This window comes from Sphingobium scionense, from assembly GCF_014197035.1.
GTDB classification, from domain to species: domain Bacteria; phylum Pseudomonadota; class Alphaproteobacteria; order Sphingomonadales; family Sphingomonadaceae; genus Sphingobium; species Sphingobium scionense.
This window is the reverse complement of the sequence record NZ_JACIEU010000055.1, coordinates 1-14,896: the sequence shown is the minus strand read 5'-3', so window position 1 is coordinate 14,896 and position 14,896 is coordinate 1. Positions and strand designations below refer to the sequence as shown.

The window sequence follows — 14,896 nt, the reverse complement described above, 5'->3', positions numbered from 1 at the left end:
ACGCTGCGCTACACGGCCAGGCAATATGAGGATGATCTGCAGAGCGATGTGTTGCCCGATGCGCTGACCTTGGACGCCCTCGCCCGGCTGCCGATAGGCCATGGCATCAGCCTGGTCGCGCGCGGAGAGAATCTGTTCGACGAGGATGTCGTCACCCGCAATGCCGCCGGATCGATCGACCTGGGCACGCCCAGGACGCTCTGGATCGGTGTCACCGTGCGCGGCTGAACCGATTACCGTCGGCCCGATCCTCGCCATCGCCTGGCTGCTGCTGGCGAACCTGATGGCCCTCACGCTGTTCGGATTCGACAAGCGCCGCGCGGTGCGGGGGTTGGCGCGAATCCGCGAGCGGACATTGCTGCTCTGGGCGCTCGCAGACGGGACGCCGGGCGCGTTCGCGGCGCGCCACCTCTTTCGTCACAAGACGCGCAAACAGCCTTTCACCCGGTGGCTGTGGATGATCCTGTCCGCCCAGGGGGTGGCCATCGTGATTGCCATCATCCCGAAATAGGGGTCAGGCGGCGATCGCCCGTCGGCAGAATTCCCATATCTCGGCCGCCAGTTCTTCCCGATGCTGGCGGTCGGCGATGCTTTCCTCTTCGGCAAGCAACTGGCTGTGGACCGTCGTCGATACCAGATTATAGACCAGCAGGGCCATCCAATGGCCCGGCCCCTGACGGACCTGCCCCCCCGTCATGCCATCGGACAGGATGGTCGCGATCAGATCGATCAGGGGACTGACGGCCCTTTGCAGTTCGATCGGGCGCGCTTCGGCTAGCCGCAGATGCTCACGGCTGAGTGCTGCGCTCCGACGCTGGCCGGCCTGCCAGTCGCCATCGATGGCCGGGCGGCCGATGACGATGCCGTTCACGATATGATGGAGGCGGGCCAGCGGATCGGGCAAGTCGCGCACCTGCTCGGCAAACTGTTCCGCCGCACGGCGCAGCGTATGGGCGAAGACCGCCAAGACCAGATCGTCCTTGCCGGCGAAGCGGTCGTAAAAGGCGCGACGGGCCAGCCCGGTCCGCTGCAGCACCGCGCGGATGGTCAGTCCTTCCAGACCTTCTTCGTCGAGCAGATCATAGGCGGCTGCCACGATCTGCTGGTTGCGATCGTCCAGTTCCATGATCGCCTCGTCGGTCTGCGGCGCCCGGTACATCCTCGTCCACCCTCTTTGCATTAATCGCTTTCCATCTAGCAGGCTGGGGCTATAGTGCCAGCACTGAGAACAATGTTCTCTAAGTGAATGAGACGATAGGAGAGCGGGATGGCGACGGTCCTCTTTGTCGAGGCCAGCGGCGCGGAGCATCGGATCGATGTGCCGACGGGCGAAAATCTGATGCGCGCGGCCCTCAATGAGGGGCTGGAGGGCATGGTCGGCGAATGCGGGGGCGGACTCGCCTGCGCGACCTGCCATTGCTATGTCGAGGAAGATTGGGCCGACCGGCTGCCCGCGCCTGCGCAGACCGAGCAGGACATGCTCGAATGCACCGCCAGCGAACGCCGCCCGAGCAGTCGCCTTGGCTGTCAGATCGTCGTCAGCGATGCGCTCGACGGACTGGTCGTCCACCTGCCAGCCGCGCAATATTGAGGAGCCCGATCATGGCAACCACCCAGGCCCAACCGGTCATGGACATCCCCGACCATGTCCCGCCCGAACTGGTGCGCGAGATCGGCTTGACTACCGGACCCGAATTTCTTGCCGCACCCCATGCCTTCATGGCCAAGCTGCACGAGACGCATCCGCCGATCTTCTACAGCGTCAATCCGCTGATCGGGAACAGCTGGTGCACGATCAAGCATGAGGATGCCTTTTTCGCGCTGCGCCACCCGGAATATTTCACCACCGCCGGGGCCACGCCTTTCCCGCGCGATCCCAATAATTATTTCCATTTCATCCCGCTGGAGATCGATCCGCCGCATCATCGCAAATATCGCGCGATCCTCGATTCGACCTTCTCGCCGCAAAGTGTGCTGCGGCTCGAAGCCTATATGCGCAGCCTCACCAACGATCTGATCGACGGCTTCATCGATGCGGGCGAAGTGGAATTCACCACCGCTCTCGGCCGACCGCTGCCGGTATCGATCTTCCTCGATCTGATGGGCCTGCCGCAGGAGATGCGCGATACCTTCGTCGGCTGGGCGGTCGATCTGCTCCATTCGCAGGATCGCATGACCGCGGGCCTCGCCATGCGCGGGATCGAAGCCTATCTGGCGCAGGTGATCGTCGAAAAGACGGCCAAGCCCGATGATGGCGTCATCAGCACGATCATCCAGGCCCGGCCTGGCGGCGAGCCGTTGACCGAGCGGGAGATTTTCGGATTCACCTTCTTCCTGTTCATCGCCGGCCTGGACACGGTGTTTGCCACGCTCAACAATATCTGGCTGTGGCTGGCGGAAAATCCCGATCGACGGCGCGAGATCATCGCGCATCCCGAACAGATCAATGCCCAGGTGGAGGAATTGCTGCGGGTGTTTTCCGTCACCTTCTCCGGCCGCACCCTGACCCAGGATCTGGAGATGCGCGGGGTGCAGATGAAGAAGGGCGACAAGTTCAACAGCATCCTGCCCGCCTGCAACTATGACCCGGATGTCTTCCCCGATCCGACACGGGTCGATTTCCACCGCCCGCGCAAGCCGATCCTGGCCTTTGCCGGCGGCGTGCATAGCTGCATCGGCGCGCATCTGGCGCGGCTGGAGGTGAAAGTGGCGTTGCAGGAATGGCTGCGGCGCATTCCCGACTTCGTCGTGCAGCCGGATGCTGAGATCCGCTATTGGCCCGGCGGCGTGGTCGGACCGAAGTCGCTGCCGCTGGTCTGGTAAGCCGGAGACGGTCGGGGCGATACATCATCCCCCCGACCGTCTCCTTCCATGCCTAGCGCGCCAGCTTCAGCCGATCGCGGAAGAAGGCCGCCATGACGTCGAAGGCCTCGCGCGATTCCGGCAGGGCGGGATCGTAGAAGAAGGCATGGCCAAGGCCATCCCACATATGCAGGTCGGCATCGACCCCCGCCTTCACCAGTTCGCGATGGGTGTTGACGGTCGCGCTCATCTCGAAGGCGCGGGTGCCGGTGATCAGCAGCGTCGGCGGAAACAGTTTCAGCGTCGTGGGCGACAGGGCCGGCGACACCAGCGGATCGCTGCGGTCGACGCCCTTGAAATAGGCGCGGACATCGTCGCGCGGCGGCAGTGCCTGGAACGGCCGGGCAAAGCTCTGGCTGTCGCCGCCCCAGCGCGCATCGCCCGAGGCGCAGAAAATGCCGATCGCACCGGGCAGCGGCAGCTTTTCATGGATGAACCAGGCGATCGCCTCGGCCGTCAGCAGCCCGCCGGCCGAACAGCCGAACATACCGATATCCTGCGGCCGATGGGTCTTGAGCAGTTCGCGATAGACCTTGGTCACATCTTCGGTTGCCGCCGGCCAGGTGGTTTCGGGCGCCTGACGATAGGTGATGGAGATGATCTCCACGCCGGCCAGCCCCGCGAGCGGGATCGATTCCATCATGCCGGTGCCGCCGGCCACGCCCATGATGAAGCCGCCGCCCGGCAGGTTGAGCAATATCTTGCTGCGGTTGCCCGGTGCGACGCCGGCCGTCGGGGTCGCACGCACGGCCGGAATGCCGGCGATCTGCTCGTCGCGTGTTGTCACCTTGTACATCGCCTTCAGCGCATCGATGCGGGGCGCGACCAGTTGCGGCATGCGCTGGCGCAGCGCGCCGGCCTGCCCGGCGGCGACCGCGCGCATCATTGGCTCTTCGGGATCGGTGGGGGTGCGCGGGAGCGCCTTCTTGGCGGCCTCGCTCAGATAGATGGACGGTGGCAGGCGAAAGGCGGGCACATTGACGGTGCCATCCGGATCGATCGTGCCGGAGGCCACCGGGCTATCGGGCTGTGGCGTCTGGGCCGGTGCCGTCCCGGCCAGAGCCAGCAGGACAAACGGCAAGGCGAATCGCATAGTCATGAACATCGCTCCTCTCCATCTTATATTATGGTATATAACATATGGACTTGAGCCGGTACGGCAAGGGGGTTAGACCGGCGCGGTGACGATCGATCCCGACAGCGCCTTTACCGACCCGCTCGACCCGATGCTGGGCTTCCATCTGCGCCGCACGGCGGCGGCGGTCACCGGCGCGCTGGGTGAGGCGCTGGTGCCGCTCGGCCTCAATCCGGGCGAAGCGACCTTGCTGCGGCTGATCGGCGCCAATCCGGGGTGCAGCCAGAGCGACATTGCCCGCGCACTGCGCGCCCAGCCGGCCAATCTGGTGCCGCTCATCAACAAGTTGGCGCTGTCTGGCCTGTTGGACAAGGGGGCAGGCAAGGGCCGTGCGATCCCGCTGACGCTGACCGCGGAGGGACTGGCGCTACACGGCCAGGTCTGTGCGGCGTTCGACGCGCATGAGGCGCGGATCGGTCGCTCCATCCCGATCGAACAGCGCCGCGACGTCATCGCCCTGCTGCGCCAGATCTGCCTCGACGCCTGTTGCGGCCCGGACTAGCCGGCGTCCGCTTCCACCCATAGCGGGTGCCGCACCATCGCGCGGGCGAACAGCTCGGATGCCAGATGCCCAGCCAGCCATTCGCGCAGAGCCGACCAGGGCTGCGCCGCAAACCAGTCCGGTTCGACCGCCGCAAATTGCCGCACGAAGGGGAAGATCGCCATGTCGGTCAGGGTCCGCCGCGCGCCGCAGAGCTGGGCCTGATCCTTCAGCCGTGCGTCAAGCGCATCCAGCAGCTCGGCCGCCTCTGTCCGATGCGCGATCGGGTCGCTGCCATGGCGCTCGGCATATTTGTAGCGATCCAGATGCCGTTTGAACGGCCCATCATTGGTCGCGATCAGCGCTGCGTCGTCACCTGCCAGCCACGCCTCGGGATCATGCGGTTCCAGAGCCCAGCGCATGATCTCCAGACTTTCGTCGATTACCCGGCCGTCGGGCAGGACCAGCACCGGCACCGTCCCCTTGGGGGAGGCGGCCAGCATCGCCGCCGGCTTGGCGCGCAGCAGGATTTCGCGATGCGCCACCGCCTGTCCGCTCACCAGCAACGCCAGCCGCGCCCGCATCGCATAGGGGCAACGGCGAAAGGAATAGAGGATCGGGGCATCGGCCATGGCCCGCCCTAACCGAGCGGTCGGCCAAAGAGTAGCCTTACTCCGCCTCGACCCATGTCGTCGTCAGCGCGCGCGGCGAGAGATATTTGGTCGATGTCCAGCCGCCATCCACGACGATCGTCTGGCCGTTGATGAAGGCGGCGCCGGGCGAACAGAGAAAGGCGATGGTGCTGGCCACATCCTCCACCTCGCCCAGCCGTGGGAAGGGGGTGGTCTCCACATTCACCCGCTTGAACATCTCGTCCTCGAACCGATGGCGCACCATGTCGGTCATGGTGACGCCCGGCGCGACGCAATTGGCGCGGATGCCCTGCGGGCCGTAATCGCAGGCGATATGCTTGGTCAGCGCGTCCAGCCCGCCCTTGGCCGCCGAATAGGCGCCGCCGCGCCGCCCGCCGATCACCGCATAGGTGGAAGTGACGTTCACGATGCCGCAGCCCTCGCCCATATGGACGATCGCCTCGCGCGCCAGGCGGAAGGGCGCGCGCAGCATCAGGTCCAGGAACCCGTCCAGCGTGGCGTCGTCGGTCTCGTGCAGCGGCTTGGGGCTGCCCGCGCCGGCATTGTTGACCAGGAAGTCGATGCGGCCAAAGCGATCGAGCGCCAGCTGGACGATCTGCGCCGGCGCATCATCCTGCGTCACGTCGATCGACAGGGTGGCGACCCGCGTCGGATCGCCGATTTCGCTCTCCAGCGTCGCCAGCTTTGCCGGATCGCGGCCGACGCCGACGATCGCCATGCCGGCGTCATGCAGCATCTTCGCCGTGCAGAGCCCGATACCGCTGCCCGCCCCGGTGATGATCGCTACCTGCATCTGTCCTGTCCTCCAGCCTGTCCTGCCTCGCTCTTATCCGCTTCGCCGGGCATCGGCGAACCGCCGTGGCGATGCCTCGCCACCCCGGCTTGAACCCGCGCGCGTGCCGCGTCACCCCTGCGCCATCATCTGCATAATCAAGCGAAAGGCCCGCTCATGTCCGAACTGCGCTACGACGATCGCGTCATCGTCATCACCGGTGCCGGGCGAGGGCTTGGCCGCGCCTATGCGGAGCTGCTCGGCGCGCGTGGTGCCAGGGTCGTGGTCAATGATCCGGGCAGCGCGGTGCGCGGCGAGGGGATAGACGCCGGTCCGGCGGCCGAAGTGGTGGCAGCGATCAAGGCGCTGGGCGGCGACGCGATCGTCTCGACCGACAGTGTCGCCACGCCCGAAGGCGGCCGTGCGATCATAGAAGCGGCGCTCGACCATTATGGCCGGATCGACGGGCTGATCCACAATGCCGGCAATGTCCGCTACGGCTCGATGCAGGATCTCAGCCAAGAAGATTTCGACGCCGTGCTCGACGTCCATCTGCGCGGTGCCTTTCATGTCGCCCGTGCCGCCTTCCCCCACATGTGCAAGGCGCGCTATGGCCGCATCGTCCTCACCAGCTCGATCGGTGGCCTTTATGGCAACCGCGATTGCGTCAATTACGGCATGTCCAAATCGGGCATGATCGGCCTCAACAATGTGCTCGCGCTGGAGGGGGAGGCCGAAGGGGTCAAATCCAACATCATCGTGCCCGGCGCCGTTACCCGCATGGCCGAAGGGCTCGACATTACCCAATATCCGCCGATGGGGCCGGAACTGGTATCGCCGGTCGTCGCCTGGCTGGCGCATGAAAGCTGCTCGGTCACGGGCGAGATGCTGGTGTCGATCGCCGGCCGCGTCGCCCGCGCCTTTATCGCCGAAAGCAAAGGCGTCTATCAGCCCAGCTGGACGCCGGAGGATGTCGGCGCCCGGATCGATGCGATCATGGACAGCCAGGATCCGTTGCTCTTCGGGCTGGAGGGCCATGTCGACCATATCCGCTACAGCTTCGGTCGCGCTGTCGCCGGGGAGTAGGGGCGCGCGCGTCCGGGTCGAATCCCGTCGGTCGATGCGCTATGGATCGGGCTTTCCTGCCCGGAGTCGGAATCCATGAAGGCAGAACGGATCGACGAGGCCAGCCTGCGCCATCTGGTCGAAAGCTTCTATGCCCGCGTTCGCGCGGACGACCGGCTTGGTCCGATCTTCAACGATGCCGTGGATGACTGGCCCGCGCATATCGATCGGCTGGTCGATTTCTGGTCGTCGGTGATGCTGTCGTCGGGCCGTTACAAGGGACAGCCGGTTCCGGTGCATATGGCGCATCGCGACCGGATCACGCCGGACCTGTTCGACCATTGGCTGCGTCTATGGTCGCAGACGACAGATGCCCTCATGGTTCCGGCTGCCGCCGCCGCCTTGCAGGACAAGGCGCAACGGATTGCGGAGAGCCTGCAACTCGCGCTTTTCTTTCGGTTGGACGTGCCGCCGGCCACGCGTGCATGAAGGGCGCGCTGGCGCGCGCCCGTGTCGGCTTTATTCGATCGTCACGCCGACGACGCGCCATGCGCCGTCCTCGCGGTCGAGCGTCACCGTCTCGATCGCCTGCGCCTGGTTGGCGTAGCTGGCGCGGAACTTCACCACTTCATAGCCATGGGGCGGGGCGGGCAGTTCCTCCTGGCTCAGCAGGCTGCGCGACAGGAGCGACCCGAACCTGCCCCGCACCTGCTGCGAAACCTCGGTCCAGACCTTCATCGTATTGAGCTTCTGGAAAGCGCTGCCGGTGCCGCGATAGCTTTCGTCCCATTTGTCCTGATCGACCAGTGCCAGCCATTGGCGCGCGGCATCGACGACTTCGACGTTTCGCGCCTGCGCAGCGGCAGGCGTCGATTGCGGGGCCGGGGCGGCATCGGGCAGGGCGGCGAGTGCCAGCAGGCCAAGGACAAGCATCATGAGAACCACTCCAAGCAGGATCCGGGGCCGGCGACGGGCCGGTCCCACGCCGACGACCGGCGCCTCGTCCTGATCCGCTTCGATTGGGGCAGCGTCTGCCCCCAATATTCTGTCCCCCAGAAAATCGGGGGGCGCTGCGTCCGGCTCGCCCTCGGCTTCCAGCAACAGACGGGCGGCCTCGCGGCTGCTCGACACCGCCATCTTGCGTCGCGCATCGCGCAGCCGTTCATTGATGGTATGGACCGACAGGTCCAGGCTGCGCGCGATCGATTTCGCATCATGGCCCCGGACCATCAGGCGCAACGTCTGCTTTTCCTTCTCGGTCAGCGCCTGGACGCCGTCTGTCATCCCGCTGGTCATGGGACCAGATGTACGAAGCCTCCGGCGCGCCAGCTACCCCAAAAAATTCGTATCCTTGGGTGCCGGCGAACCAGCCCTGCATTTGCTGGCGGGCGGACCTTCATCCCTCAAAAAGCGGGAATCACCTTGTCGGCGAAGAGCTGGGCATAGGGCTGGAACTTCGCCGGGGGCAGGCCGGGCGGGAGCATCATCATGATATGCTCGACATTGATGCGCTGTTGCATCGCGCGGAAATGGTCGATCGCCGCGTCGGGGGTGAGGATTTGCAAGATACCGCTATGCTTGAACGCGTCGAGTGACATGGGTTTGAGCGCCACCTTGTCGATCCCCGACGCCTGGTCCTCGGCCAGCCAGGCGCCATAGGTTTCATTCACATGATGGAAATAGGGGGCCATCTCCGCCATCGCCGCCTCGGGATCGTCGGCGACCAGGGTGAACAGGCTCTGGATGCGGATGCGTGCGGCCGCCGGATCCTTGCCCTCGGCGCGCAGCTTGTCGGCATAGAGGCCGCACACTTCCTCATTGCCGAAATAGCCGTCGGCATATTTCGCCACCCGCGCCAGCGCCTTCTCGGCAAAGCCGCCAATATAGAGGGGGATGCGTCCGCGCGGCGCGGCGGGGCGCAGGGTCGCGCCCGTGACATTGTAATGCTGCCCGGAAAAATCGACCGTCTCGCCGGCCCACAGGCGCTGGACGATTGCCAGAAATTCGTCGAAGCGCGCGCCACGCTTGCCGAAATCGACGCCATAGGCCTGGGTCTCGCGGCGGCGGTAGCCGATCGCCAGCGCCATCTCCAGCCGACCGTCGGACAGGATATCCAGCACCGCGCATTCCTCGGCAAAGCGGACCGGATGATAGAGCGGGGCGAGCGCGATCGCCGACCCGAGCCTGATCCGGCTGGTGCGCGCCGCGATCGCCGCCAGCGCGACATTGGGCGCGGGCATATAGCCATCCTGCGCGCCATGATGTTCGGGCACCCAGGCGCCGGCAAAGCCCGCCGTCTCGCTCCATGCGGCGAAGTCCAGTATCTCGGCATAGAGATCGGCCGGGCGCCGTGCCCATTGGGGCGGGTTCCGGAAATCATAGAGATAGCCGAAGGTCAGCGGGGTGCTCATGACGATGCTCCGAGGGCAGGGCAAAACGCCCGCCAACCCGGTTGGGCGGCGGGCGTGGAAAGGCCGTTCGGCCGATCCTTATTCGAAGGGTTCTTCGCCCTGCAGCTTGGTCCGGTGCATCATGCGGTTGCAGTCGGGATCATATTTCTCGGCCCGGTGCATGGTGCCGGTATTGTCCCACATCACCAGGTCGCCGACGCTCCATTCATGGCTGTAGCTGAATTCCTCGCGGGTCGCCCATTCGCGCAGGCCAACCAGAATCTGGGCACTCTTCATCGGTTCGACGTCCAGCACGCGATGCGCGGTGCAGCCCAGGATCAGCGACTTGCGGCCGGACCGGTGCTTCCACACCAGCGGTACTTCATTTTCGCCGATGCGCTGCATGCCCTGCAGCTTGGCCAGGCTCGTTTCCGGCTCATAATAGGATACCGTCGCCCACACCGAATGGATGACGCGCATCGGGTCATATTCGACCTTCTGCTCGTCGGTCAGCGCATCATAGGCGGCATAGGTGTTGCAGAAGCCGGTATTGCCGCCCCAGGTCGCCGTGACCTTGCACGACAGCAGCGATGCCAGGATCGGCGTGTCGTTCATCGTGCCGTCGATATGCCAGTAGAGCGAACCCTTGAGATATTCGGCGCTCTGCGGGTTTTCCTTCACGTCCAGCGTGATCTTGTGGATCTTGTGGTTGGTGCCGTCCTGCATTTCGGGCGCGAAGGTGCCCAGCGTCTTGGTGAAGGCGACCTGTTCTTCATCGTTGAAGTCGATCTTCGGGAAGACCAGCACGCCGCGCTGTTCCAGCAGTTCGCGAATCTGCGGACCAAGTTCGCCCGACAGAAGCTCTGCCTTGTTGTTGAGGATACGGCTGCCGATGCTCGGCTTGATCTCTTCATGCACGAAACGGGTAATGGTGGTGGCGGACATGCCTTGCTCTCCTATGCATCCCTGCGCGTTTGAACACATGTTCAACATGCCTGCATGGAAAAGTCAACGCCTCTCATTTTTAAGATGGCAGCAATTCGTCCAGCAGCGCCTCGACCGAAGCGCGGGCATCGGCGTGGCCGCTCGCGACCCCCATGTCGGCCTCCATCACCAAAGTGCGGCCGACCGCCGCGAGCAGCAGGCTGAGGCCCGCAGCCGTCACCTTGTGATCCGCGAGTCGATCGCCCAGCAACTGCTCCATCAACTGCGCCTGGCGTTCGCGCATCGCCTCGCTATGGCGGGCGATCTCGGCACGGATCGCCTTGCGATGATTGGCCATGGCGACGAATTCCATCGCCAGCGCGTTGCGGCTGGGGTCGGAAAAAAATCGCCACAGCGCCCGCACCGGATCGGCGCTGGTCAACGCCGCCTCGATCATCGCGTCGCTCTGCTCCGCGCCGCGGCGGAACACCGCCAGCAGCAGGTCGTCGGTGCTCGGGAAATAATAATGGACGAGCGAAGGCGGCAGCTCGGCGCGCAGCGCGACGCGGCGCGAACTGGCGGCGGCATAGCCTTCGTCGCGGATCACCTGTTCGGTAGCCTCCACGATCCGGGCGCGGGTTTCGGAGCTTTCGGCGCCGACGCGACGTTTCTGGACCATGGCTGGAGCATAAATCGCCGGGCCGCCCATGCAAGCGTCCCGGCTCTTTTCGCCAGATGCGGTCCTGTTAATGCGATCCCATGTAGCGACCGCCATTGGTGCTGATCGTCTGGCCGGTGATGTAGCTCGCTTCCTCGGACGCCAGATAGGCGCAGGCGGCGGCGATATCTTCGGGCTTGCCGATCCGCTTCATCGGCAGCGTCTGGGCAAAGGCGTCGGCGTCGATCGGCGCGGCGCGCAGCATCGGCGTGTCGATGAAGCCGGGCGGCACCATGTTGAAGGTCACGCCGCTCGGCGCGAATTCCAGCGCCAGCGCCTTGGTCATGCCCATCAGGCCACCCTTGGACGAGACATAATGGCCCTGGGCGAAGGAGCCCGACTGGACCGAGGAAGAGGTGATGTTGATCACCCGGCCCCAGCCGGCGGCCAGCATGTCGGGCAGTACTTCCTTGGTCAGCAGATATGGGCCGCGCAGGTTGATATGGATGACCTTGTCGAACAGGTCGTCGTCAATATCCATGAACGGGGTGAAGGGGGCGATGCCGGCATTGTTCACCAGGATCGCGATCGGCCCCAGCTTCGTTCGCGTTTCTTCCGCTGCCGCATGGATCGCCGCCTTGTCCGAACAGTCGGCGGTGATGGCGATGGCGGTGCCACCTGCCGCCTCGATCAGCCTGACCGTCTCGGTCGCGCCGTCGCCGTTGATGTCCCACACGGCGATCTTGGCCGTATCCTCGGCCAGGCGCAGCGCGATCGCGCGGCCAATGCCCGATCCCGCACCCGTGACCACGGCCGTGCGGCTGTTGAGAGACCTCGTCATTGCAAAACCTACCTCTCCATTCGGGCCAGCGGCACAATAGGCCCGGCCGATTATTCACTATCATCAACAGGATTGTTGATTTGGCTGTCAAGCAAGCTGCGGCGACATCGCTGCGGCGAAGCCGTCAGCGGCCAGCGCCGCGCGCGAACAGCGGCGCCAGAAGCGCATAGCTGGGATCGTCGACCGGCACCGGCTTTTGACCATGGTCGCTGGCGGGTTGCAGTAGCTTCATGTCGAAGCTCACGACCCGCTTGGCAAAGCGCCACTGGCCATCGACGCGTCGATAGCTGTCGATATAGCGCACCCCCTGGATATCATGCAGCAGCCCGCCCTTGCCGTCGGGGATCAGATGCCAGGCAATGGCATAGACCTCGCCTTCGCCGGTGTCGCCGTCGACCTGGACCAGATGGTTGCAGACGAAATGATTGCCGATATGCATGTGCGGCAGCGACGCTTCGAGAAAGGCGACATAGCCGTCGACCGGCCCGTCATAATAGCTGCCATGGCTGTCGGTGGCGTCGTCGGTATAGAGCGTCCTGATCAGCGCGAAGTCCTGCCGATCGACCCCGCGCGAATAGAGCTGGGCCAGTTCCCTGATCTCTTCCTTGGCGATCAGCGTCTCGATCCGGTTGTCCATGGCGTGCTTCCTCTCCTGTCGGGCCGGACCCTAGTCGGGCGGCCGTGTCGGGCAATGGGGCGGGGGCGGATCATCGGCTCGGCGATCCTCCCCCCTGTTCAGGCGGGCGCGAAGGCCTTAAGCCATGGCCCCGATGGATAATCTGCCGACCGACGCGCGCCAGCTGCGCTCCCGCCGCCAGCTGCTCGATGCGATGCTCCACCTGCTGGAAACCCGCCCCTACGACCAGGTGACGATTCGTGAGGTCGCGCGCGAGGCGGAGGTCGGCTATGCCACCTTCTTCCGCCATTATCCGTCCAAGGATGCGCTGCTGCACGATCTGGCGGCCGGGCAGATTGCCGACCTGCTGCAACGCGCGCTGCCGATCCTGTTCGCCGACGATGCGCGCCAGTCCTGTCTGACTCTCTTTGCCTATGTCGGCGAACGGCGCGCCCTTTGGTCGGCCTTCCTGACCGGCGGTGCGGCGACCATGCTCAAGCAGGAATTTACCGATCAGGCGCGCCAGCTGGCGCAGCAGAGGCCGCATGATGCCGGCTGGCTGCCCGATGAACTGCGCATCGTCTTCGCGGTCAGTGCCACGGTCGAGATTCTCGCATGGTGGTTGCAGCAGGAACCTGATTATCCGCGCGATCGCATGGCGGAAATTCTCGACCGGCTGGTCGTCACCCCTTCGATGCAGCCCTGATCGCAAGGGGCATCGCCCCGCCGCTATCTGTGCATTGCGCGTTGGCGCCTCATACGGCGGCGCCTAGCATCCCCACCGCAGGACGGGAGGGGCGGCATGGACGGATTGACGGTGACGACGACGGCCGGGCCGGTGCGCGGCACCATGGCGGACGGCGTGCGATGCTGGCGCGGCATCCCCTATGCGCGGGCCGCGCGCTTTGCCGCACCGGAGGCGCCGGCCGCGTGGAATGAGGTGCGCGACGCCTCGCGCTCCGGCCCGCAATGCCCGCAAATGTATGGTAATCAGGCGAAGCGGGCGCGGCTGTCGATGCCCGACTTCGCCGAGGATTGCCTGTCGCTCAACATCCATGTGCCCGATGGCGCGACCGGCCCGCTGCCGGTCTATGTCTGGGTCCATGGCGGCGCCTTCGTCGCGGGCGGCGGCCATAGCTATGACGGCAGCGACCTCGCTCGTGACGGTGACATCATCGTCGTCACCATCAACTATCGGCTGGGCGTGCTCGGCTTCGTCAATTTCGGCGCGGTCGTGCCGGGCATCCCCTCCAATCTGGGCTTGCGCGACCAGATCGCGGCGCTCGCCTGGGTGCGGGACAATATCGCGTCCTTCGGCGGCGATCCGGCGCGGGTGACGGTCGGCGGCCAGTCGGCCGGCTCCATGTCGGTCTCGCTGCTGCTCCACGCCCCGACCGCGCGCGGCCTTTTTGCCGGGGCGATCATGCAGAGCGGTGCGGTCAGCCTGATCCATGGCAAGGACCGCAGCGAACAGGTGGCGCGCGATTATTTGGCGGCGCTGGGCGATCCTGATCTGGCTGCGCTGCGCGGCATGGATCTTATGCGCCTGTTCGAGGCGCAGGGCGCGGCCGGCGCCGCCAATCCCGGCACTATTCCCGCCGCCCCCTGGTTCGACGGCGACCTGCTGCCTGCCTCGCTGGCGCAGGCGGTGGCCGAGCCGGCAGCACGGGTGCCGTTGCTCGCCGGCGCCACGCGTGAGGAAATCCGCCTGTTCGAACTCATGCCCGGCGACATATTGCCGACCGGCTGGCCCGCGCTCGAAGCCTTGCTCCATGCCCAATTGCCGGCCGATCATGCCGCCCGCATCCTCGCCACCTATCCGCGCGACAAGGCGGGGCGCCGCGCGCTCGCCACCGATCTCACCTTCCTGATGCCGACGCGCCATTTCGCCGATCGCCAGTCGGGGCAGGCGCCGACCTGGTTCTATCGCTTCGACTATCGCCACCCCATCGCGGGTGCGACCCATGGCCTCGACCTGACCCTGGCCTGGCCGATGCGCGGCCTGCGCGCCGCCTTCGCCCGGGGCGGGCCGATGCGAGGCCGCCGCGCGGCCCTTGGCCGGCGCATGACCGACCATATCGCCCATTTCGTCCGCCATGGCGCGCCCGAACCGGACTGGCCCGCCTATCATGTCGATCGGCCGGCGGTGAAGATCTTCGACCTGGCGGACCGGGTGGAGGTCGACCCCGACGGCGACCGCTGGCGCGCCTGGGCGGGCGCCGATGTCGGTGCCGGACTGGCGGCCCGCGCCTAGCCCTTCAGTGCCCCCAGCACGATGTCGGCATGTTCGTGGCGACAGATGAGGAGGTCAGGCATGTATGTGTCTGGCTGGTTGTAGACGAGCGGCGATCCGTCGATGCGGGAGGCATGGAGGCCGTGAGCGATGGCGACGGCGGCGGGTGCGCAGCTGTCCCATTCATATTGGCCGCCGGCATGGAGATAGATGTCGGCCTGTCCCAGGATCACGGCCATGGCCTTTGCACCGGCCGATCCCATGGG

General features: G+C 65.5%; 19 protein-coding genes and 1 pseudogene. 9 read left to right on the top strand and 11 right to left on the bottom strand.

Annotated elements, in window-relative coordinates:
• Positions 1–228, top strand: a pseudogene (locus GGQ90_RS27805) (TonB-dependent receptor); the annotation flags it as partial.
• Complete coding sequence (locus tag GGQ90_RS29190) at positions 209–511, top strand: DUF1294 domain-containing protein (RefSeq protein WP_343054211.1); 303 nt, start codon at positions 209–211, stop codon at positions 509–511. The pseudogene GGQ90_RS27805 and the gene GGQ90_RS29190, both read left to right, overlap by 20 nt.
• A 3-nt stretch (positions 512–514) precedes the next feature.
• On the opposite strand, the gene GGQ90_RS27795 is transcribed toward GGQ90_RS29190, so the two are convergent.
• On the bottom strand, positions 515–1,159 hold the full coding sequence (locus tag GGQ90_RS27795; protein WP_188084553.1) for a TetR/AcrR family transcriptional regulator: 645 nt from the start codon (positions 1,157–1,159) through the stop codon (positions 515–517).
• 108 nt (positions 1,160–1,267) lie between these two features.
• On the opposite strand from GGQ90_RS27795, the gene GGQ90_RS27790 reads away from it, so the two are divergent.
• Positions 1,268–1,591 carry a 2Fe-2S iron-sulfur cluster-binding protein gene (locus tag GGQ90_RS27790; RefSeq protein ID WP_188084552.1) on the top strand — a complete coding sequence of 108 codons (324 nt, stop codon included), beginning with the start codon at positions 1,268–1,270 and terminating at the stop codon, positions 1,589–1,591.
• Between the two features lie 11 nt (positions 1,592–1,602).
• Complete coding sequence (locus tag GGQ90_RS27785; RefSeq protein WP_188084551.1) at positions 1,603–2,823, top strand: cytochrome P450; 1,221 nt, start codon at positions 1,603–1,605, stop codon at positions 2,821–2,823.
• A gap of 52 nt (positions 2,824–2,875) precedes the next feature.
• Here the strand turns inward: GGQ90_RS27785 and GGQ90_RS27780 are convergent, their stop codons facing one another.
• Positions 2,876–3,961 carry an alpha/beta hydrolase fold domain-containing protein gene (locus GGQ90_RS27780; RefSeq protein WP_188084550.1) on the bottom strand — a complete coding sequence of 362 codons (1,086 nt, stop codon included), beginning with the start codon at positions 3,959–3,961 and terminating at the stop codon, positions 2,876–2,878.
• Between the two features lie 82 nt (positions 3,962–4,043).
• Here GGQ90_RS27780 and GGQ90_RS27775 point away from each other — a divergent pair, with 82 nt between their 5' ends.
• Positions 4,044–4,499 (top strand): MarR family transcriptional regulator, encoded by a 456-nt coding sequence (locus tag GGQ90_RS27775; protein ID WP_188084549.1) that lies wholly within the window; start codon positions 4,044–4,046, stop codon positions 4,497–4,499.
• Here the strand turns inward: GGQ90_RS27775 and GGQ90_RS27770 are convergent.
• Together GGQ90_RS27770 and GGQ90_RS27765 are read right to left on the bottom strand one after the other, a co-directional pair.
• Positions 4,496–5,110 (bottom strand): glutathione S-transferase, encoded by a 615-nt coding sequence (locus tag GGQ90_RS27770; RefSeq protein WP_188084548.1) that lies wholly within the window; start codon positions 5,108–5,110, stop codon positions 4,496–4,498. The genes GGQ90_RS27775 and GGQ90_RS27770 overlap by 4 nt on opposite strands.
• Before the next feature lie 37 nt (positions 5,111–5,147).
• Positions 5,148–5,924, bottom strand: coding sequence for an SDR family NAD(P)-dependent oxidoreductase (locus GGQ90_RS27765; protein WP_188084547.1), 777 nt, complete (start codon positions 5,922–5,924; stop codon positions 5,148–5,150).
• Positions 5,925–6,080: 156 nt separating this feature from the next.
• On the opposite strand from GGQ90_RS27765, the gene GGQ90_RS27760 reads away from it, so the two are divergent.
• Together GGQ90_RS27760 and GGQ90_RS27755 are read left to right on the top strand one after the other, a co-directional pair.
• Positions 6,081–6,989, top strand: a complete 909-nt coding sequence (locus GGQ90_RS27760) for an SDR family NAD(P)-dependent oxidoreductase (RefSeq protein WP_188084546.1) — start codon at positions 6,081–6,083, stop codon at positions 6,987–6,989.
• Positions 6,990–7,064: 75 nt separating this feature from the next.
• Positions 7,065–7,457, top strand: coding sequence for a group III truncated hemoglobin (locus GGQ90_RS27755; RefSeq protein WP_188084545.1), 393 nt, complete (start codon positions 7,065–7,067; stop codon positions 7,455–7,457).
• A gap of 30 nt (positions 7,458–7,487) precedes the next feature.
• Here GGQ90_RS27755 and GGQ90_RS27750 read toward each other — a convergent pair whose 3' ends face one another.
• From GGQ90_RS27750 to GGQ90_RS27725, 6 genes are all read right to left on the bottom strand, one after another.
• Complete coding sequence (locus GGQ90_RS27750; RefSeq protein WP_188084544.1) at positions 7,488–8,264, bottom strand: helix-turn-helix domain-containing protein; 777 nt, start codon at positions 8,262–8,264, stop codon at positions 7,488–7,490.
• 107 nt (positions 8,265–8,371) lie between these two features.
• On the bottom strand, positions 8,372–9,379 hold the full coding sequence (locus tag GGQ90_RS27745) for an LLM class flavin-dependent oxidoreductase (RefSeq protein WP_188084543.1): 1,008 nt from the start codon (positions 9,377–9,379) through the stop codon (positions 8,372–8,374).
• A 78-nt stretch (positions 9,380–9,457) separates the two neighbouring features.
• A complete protein-coding gene (locus GGQ90_RS27740; protein WP_188084542.1) occupies positions 9,458–10,303 on the bottom strand; it encodes a TauD/TfdA dioxygenase family protein in 846 nt (281 codons plus the stop codon).
• A 79-nt stretch (positions 10,304–10,382) separates the two neighbouring features.
• A complete protein-coding gene (locus GGQ90_RS27735; protein ID WP_246428492.1) occupies positions 10,383–10,961 on the bottom strand; it encodes a TetR/AcrR family transcriptional regulator in 579 nt (192 codons plus the stop codon).
• A 67-nt stretch (positions 10,962–11,028) separates the two neighbouring features.
• Positions 11,029–11,781, bottom strand: a complete 753-nt coding sequence (locus GGQ90_RS27730) for an SDR family NAD(P)-dependent oxidoreductase (RefSeq protein ID WP_188084540.1) — start codon at positions 11,779–11,781, stop codon at positions 11,029–11,031.
• 124 nt (positions 11,782–11,905) lie between these two features.
• Complete coding sequence (locus tag GGQ90_RS27725) at positions 11,906–12,418, bottom strand: nuclear transport factor 2 family protein (RefSeq protein WP_188084539.1); 513 nt, start codon at positions 12,416–12,418, stop codon at positions 11,906–11,908.
• Between the two features lie 124 nt (positions 12,419–12,542).
• Here GGQ90_RS27725 and GGQ90_RS27720 point away from each other — a divergent pair, with 124 nt between their 5' ends.
• Together GGQ90_RS27720 and GGQ90_RS27715 are read left to right on the top strand one after the other, a co-directional pair.
• Entirely contained in the window at positions 12,543–13,103 is a 561-nt protein-coding gene (locus GGQ90_RS27720; RefSeq protein ID WP_188084538.1) for a TetR/AcrR family transcriptional regulator, read from the top strand.
• Positions 13,104–13,199: 96 nt separating this feature from the next.
• The gene (locus GGQ90_RS27715) at positions 13,200–14,651 is read left to right on the top strand and encodes a carboxylesterase/lipase family protein (protein ID WP_188084537.1); all 1,452 of its coding nucleotides are present in this window, start codon (positions 13,200–13,202) and stop codon (positions 14,649–14,651) included.
• On the opposite strand, the gene GGQ90_RS27710 is transcribed toward GGQ90_RS27715, so the two are convergent.
• Positions 14,648–14,896 (bottom strand): inositol monophosphatase family protein (locus GGQ90_RS27710; protein WP_281391474.1); only part of this gene is annotated, 249 nt, incomplete at its 5' end. The genes GGQ90_RS27715 and GGQ90_RS27710 overlap by 4 nt on opposite strands.